Origin of the sequence: Streptomyces sp. NPDC048270 (assembly GCF_040652335.1) — a bacterium.
GTDB lineage: Bacteria > Actinomycetota > Actinomycetes > Streptomycetales > Streptomycetaceae > Streptomyces.
On sequence record NZ_JBEZLV010000096.1, the window covers coordinates 1 to 5,249 of the forward strand.

The 5,249-nt window shown below is 63.0% G+C and carries 1 protein-coding gene and 3 pseudogenes; 2 read left to right on the plus strand and 2 right to left on the minus strand.

The genetic code is table 11. The features are described from left to right. Positions 1-194: 194 nt before the first annotated feature. Positions 195-807 (minus strand): annotated as a pseudogene (locus AB0D66_RS34040) (transposase); the annotation flags it as partial. 310 nt (positions 808-1,117) lie between these two features. Here AB0D66_RS34040 and AB0D66_RS34045 point away from each other — a divergent pair. Beyond that, a pseudogene (locus tag AB0D66_RS34045) lies at positions 1,118-1,590 on the plus strand (transposase); the annotation flags it as partial. A 1,315-nt stretch (positions 1,591-2,905) separates the two neighbouring features. Then, the gene (locus AB0D66_RS34050) at positions 2,906-4,252 is read left to right on the plus strand and encodes a hypothetical protein (protein ID WP_362311029.1); all 1,347 of its coding nucleotides are present in this window, start codon (positions 2,906-2,908) and stop codon (positions 4,250-4,252) included. Between the two features lie 679 nt (positions 4,253-4,931). Here the strand turns inward: AB0D66_RS34050 and AB0D66_RS34055 are convergent. Beyond that, positions 4,932-5,155 (minus strand): annotated as a pseudogene (locus AB0D66_RS34055) (carotenoid oxygenase family protein); the annotation flags it as partial. Positions 5,156-5,249 lie beyond the last annotated feature (94 nt).

Here is a 5,249-nt window from a genome sequence, read left to right on the forward strand (position 1 = left end):
CCGCTACGAACGCAAGGCCGAACACTTCCTTGCTTTCGTCGGCATAGCCGCAGCCCTCATCTGCCACCGCCGCCTCACCAAATGAAACGACGTCTAAGAGCTCGTAACACGATCATGATCGCTGCCTTGTTGGGGTGTCGCCAGTAGATGAGGCTGCAGGCGGGGGAGACGACGGCGCCGTGGAGGCGTTCTCAGCGGACGGCGAGGCGTTTGAGCTGGTGGAGCAGGGCGAAGGTCTGCTTGACGACGTAGCGGAGTTTGCCCGTGCCCTTGGTGTTCGGGGCTTCTTTGTGGGAGATGACGGGCAGGATCCGGCGTTTGCGCAGTTCATCGCGGTTGGGGTTGGGGTTGGAGTCGTGGCCGTTGTCCCCGAGCAGGGACTCGGGAGGTCGGCGGGGCCGGCCGGGGCGGCCTGCCACCGGTGGGATGCCGTCGATTGGGGCGGGGGTCTGGGTGACGTCGTTGACGTTGGCCTCGGTGGTGATGACTTTGAGCGGGGTGCCGTGTCCGTCGCAGATCAGGTGGTGTTTGCTGCCCGTTTTCCGCCGGTCGACCGGCGACGGACCGGTGTCGGCTTCCCCTTTTTTCGCGCGGATGTGGGAGCCGGCCCGGGACCAGTCGAGTTGGCCCGGACGCGTTCAGTTCCGCGAGGAGAATGCGGTGCAGCTGGTCGAAGACGCCGGCCTGCTGCCACCGCTCCAGTCTGCGCCAGCAAGTCTGCCCCGAGCCGAATCCCAGCTCAGGCGGCAGCAGCGGCTCGATCAGTGCCCACAAGTCGTCGTCCACGATCCACGGCCGAGTACTCACACCACCACGAACGGCCGAATCGTCACACCGGTCACGGCTGACCAGGACATCTCATCAAGATCCTGTTACAAGCTCTTAGTGGATGTTCTGTGCACTGAATGCCGGCTTGATGGCTTTTCTTGCTGGTCCGAGACGTGGTATTTCATGAGCATTCAAGCCGATTCGGCACCCGTCTTATCCCGCTTCCGGCCGGGCACGTCGTCCAGGTTTGCATCCAAAGCTCCTGTCCGGTTCGAAAATGCCGGATCTGGCGGCGCCGGTCGAACGACAGCACAGCACGCCGCGAGGCACGGACCATATCAGTAGCGTCATGACTGCACAGCCGGCCCGCAAGCCGTACCCGTCCGATCTGTCCGACGCCCGTTGGGCCCTGCTCGAACCCGTGCTGACTGCCTGGCGGGCCGAGCGGCAGAAGACTCCCTCAACATCGGCCGCAAACCCGCCGACCTGCGTGAAGTCATGAACGCGATCCTCTACGTCAACCGCACCGGCATCGCCTGGTGTCACCTGCCCCCCGACTTCCCCGCCCACACCACCGTCTTCTCCTACTTCACCGCCTGGACCGCCGACGGCACCATCGAGCAACTCGGCGTCCGTTTTCATCGCCTGGTCCTCGAGAAAGAAGGCCGCAACGCCGAGCCGACGGCCTGCGTCATCTACTAACCGTCCGTCAAGACTGCCCACACCGTGCCCCTCAATACCCAGGACATCGAAGCGGGAAAGAAGATCGTGGGCCGCAAACGCAGCATCGTCGTCGACACCCTCGGCCTATTACTCCTCGTCATGGCCACGAAAAGCCAAAGCCACCACACCGCGGTCATCGCCGACCAGGACGCCTCATCACGACCATGGTACGAGATTTAAGAGCTTGTAACAGGATCTTGATGAGATGTCCTGGTCAGCCGTGACCGGCGTCCTTCTCCGCCTGGACCTCGACCAGCATCCGCGCGAAGGTCCCGTCCAAAGCCCACCTGCGAAAACGCGTGTACAGGGTCTGCCAGGGCCTCACAGCCGATCAGGTCACCGGCGCCCGCCCCGCCTTCCGCTCCGGCGTCCAGGGGGCCGTCGACGAGTACGAGGCCAGCACCACTCCTGAGCCGATCGTCGCCCGGGCCGCCCGCCCGCAGCCTCGTCCAGGCCGTCGAGGCAGGGCTACAGCCCCACCCAGAACTGGATCGACACCTTCCCTCAGAACCCCCTCGGCGAAGGGGCTGGCCGACGTCGCGCTCAGCCGGGACTCGCTCCAGTGGCAGAAGAACTTCCTGGCCTGACCAGCCATGGCCAACCAGGCCGCGACGAGGGCCGTGCCCCGGCCTTCGCGCAGGCGCAAAGCTGGGCCAGGGCGCACTGGTCTTCCGGTAGATCTTGGGTGGTGGCTTCTGTTCGGATGCCTCTCATAGGGCCTGTGTACGACCTTTCCGGGGGCCGTAGCATCTGGCGGGCCCGTCCGTCCCGCGCGGCGCACGGGAACTTCGGTGCCCGTTCCGCCCACCGGCCCGGACGCCGGCCAGCCCCCTCCGCAGCGAGGGAAGGCCCGGCTTCGCGTACCGGGTCAGCGGCCGTTGGACGCGGGGTAGCGCCAGCGGCGCCGGTACGGGTCGTCGACGCGAATCTCGAACCAGGGCTCGCCTCCGCTTCAGCCGGAGCATGATGTTCACCCACACTGCGACGGCGATGTCCCTTTACGGTCGGGTTGGCTCGAGGACTCTTTCGGTGACGGTGAGATTCCTCCCGCTCGGATCGTACCTCCGCCAGCTGCTCAACCAGCCGTCCTTCGAAGTCGTCCAGCTCTGCACGACGCGCGGTGATCCGCTCCAGCAGTTCGGGAATCCAGCATTCGGCGTACCCTAAACGGCTTCTTGGCCGCGACGAGCCGGAGACTGATCAGCCGAGCTCTCTTCGAATAGGGCGTGCATACGGGAGTAGCGGAACCCTTCTTGCCCAATAGGGCGGGCATCCGTTCCTGTTTGAGTTCCTGTTCGGGGGTTTCCGCAACGCGACAGAAGAGATCCAATGAATCCAGGATCGCGAACCATTGGGATGCTCAAAAATGACGCCACACACTCTTGCGAATGACGTAGCCGTTGCAGCAGCAGCTATGAGGGAGACCGTAGGCCCCGGAAATATTCCAGGAAACTACACGGCGCTACGAGATACCTTCCACGCTTGGCTTTGGGAAACATCAGGGATAGACTACTCCGATTTTGGACGCAATTTCACTTCCGAGCAAGGGATGATAGAGGCCGGCTTCATGCTGCAAATACTTGCAGATTTTCAGCATAATAATCACCAACTGCCGATCGATCATATTTACAAGGAGCTCGGGTGCGGGCCGCAGCAGCGGCCGGAGATTCAGAACTTGCTTGAGTCCGCCGTTGATGAGTACGCTCAATGCCTTATACAGTGGACGTTAGATGCCCAGCACCTCTCCGCGGAAAAAGAACTTGCCGAATCTGACCTAATGCGGAAGAGCAAGCTTGCGGAGTACTTTACGCTCAACCAGGCGCAAATTGTCATCAATAGCCGAAACCTTACAAGCCGCCTTCCCTCACAATCAGGCGCATTTTTGTATATTGTGCGCATAGATCCGGCATACGCGCGCGGTATTGCAGCGCTCACCGAAGGTACGGATATTGTTTGGGAATACGGCTCGCAACTGACGGGCCTTGGTGCGGCCGACATGAGTTTCACTTTGCATCGCTCCCTGAAAGGGCTCAAGATTCTCCAAAATGGGGGCGAAGTGTCGCACGGACTGCATCGCCAGCTATTTGCCGAATTGTTCGGTGAAGACTGGGCTCCAGAACCTCAAAAAGCCACCCGCTCCGCTGCGAATGGCGCCAGAGGGCGGAAGGGGTGCGAGGGCAGCTCCGTGGTACAAGACGCCGGAGAGTACGCTGCCCCCGGTCAGGACCACCACGCGGAGAAGCACACCGAAACAGTTATAACGCACGGAAAGCGCAAGAACCAAGACCAAGAAACTCACCGAGCGGAGCAGGCCGGCGCTCCCGTCTCTGACGGCGAGCCGAAGGGCCTTTGGGCCCGCCGTCTCCAGGTTCAGGCCAGAAACCTCGAGGTGTACAAGAAGTACAAGAGGAACCGCCAAAATGCGGATGGCAGCCCTCTCCCTGTGACCTTTGCCGTGTACAACGGCGGAACGCAGTACGCCATCGTCGCACTCGGCACATGGAAGACCAGCGAGAATTGCACCTACAGCGGTGTCCTCTACGCTCTGGAGCAGGCGGGTGGACCGGTGTCCAAGGCGCGACGGTTCCTGCGGAGCAGATCCGTGACCCGAGAAGTCTGGGCTGGCGACCTGGCCGTGGTATCCGACGACAAATCCCTCAATCTCGACGAACTGCGCATACTCCTGAAGGCTGGGAAGATCACAGACAAGAGGGTGGTCGAAGTCCCCTCACTCCCGGAGAACGATCCCCACCGTATTTGAAAATTCCGACCCGCCCGATGACACGGAACCTTTCCAGCCTGGTCGCGGATACGTCTTACGTTCCCGGTAGGCATCGAAGGGCGCGGTGGGTGGCAGGTTGCGGAACAGCTGAAAACAGCCTCCGGAACACAGCGGCCGCCGGGCCCTCCTCACCGTCCACACAGTTACTGAGCATGGCGTTCCACCCAGGCCGGACAGCAGATGAAGAGTAGGTGGAACTCGGTGGGACGAGGGTAGGAACATCACCTCCACCGTGCGGATCAGGACCTCCACCGTGCTTTCAGGGTGCGGGTTGTAGGCGGGCAGGTCCTCGACCACCGGCTCACCGAACGCCGCGGGAATCGTCTTCGACAAGAAGTCCTTACCCCGATCCACCCGGACCTTCTCCGGAAGCCCGACCTACAGCCCGAACAGTTCCTCGCATAGCACCGCAGTGCGGAGCGCGGCCACTACCGACTCGCGAGACGGATAACCCGCGGTGACCTCGACCCGCATGACCGTGTTCGTCGCGCAGTCCACGAACCACGTCACCAACGGACCCATGAGGCGCCAGACCTCCGACCAGGACCGGGGCCTGGAATTGATCGGCCTCCCAGACCTGATTCCGCCAGCGTCGATGCGCGCCCGTACGAGTCCACCGCCCACGGGGCCCGCGCCGGGCTCCGGTTATCAGTCGGCTCCACTGCACGTAGTCCAGGACCACCGGCGCGTCCGGCCTTGGTCCGTCGTCGTACGCGTTCAGCGTATGCCAGAGCCAGAACGCCTCGTCGGCGGCCCAGCGCGGGGGTCCGCCGTCGCGCGGGACGAGGGCCACGCGGGTCCCGCGGTCGGCCGCCAGGCGAGGAACGAGCCGCCCGCCATGGCCGCGCCGAAATCGAAAAAGGCGGGCGCGAGGACGATGACGGTTTCCTGTCGGTGTGCGTCACCTTCTTCACGGGCCTCTTCCCCGGGTCGCTCCTCGGCCTTGAATGTGCCGTCGTGTTCGCCATCTTCACTT

Excerpts from the sequence above, each read along its gene's own strand:
- AB0D66_RS34050 (WP_362311029.1), top strand. The coding sequence starts at position 2,906 with ATGAGGGAGACCGTAGGCCCCGGAAATATTCCAGGAAACTACACGGCG.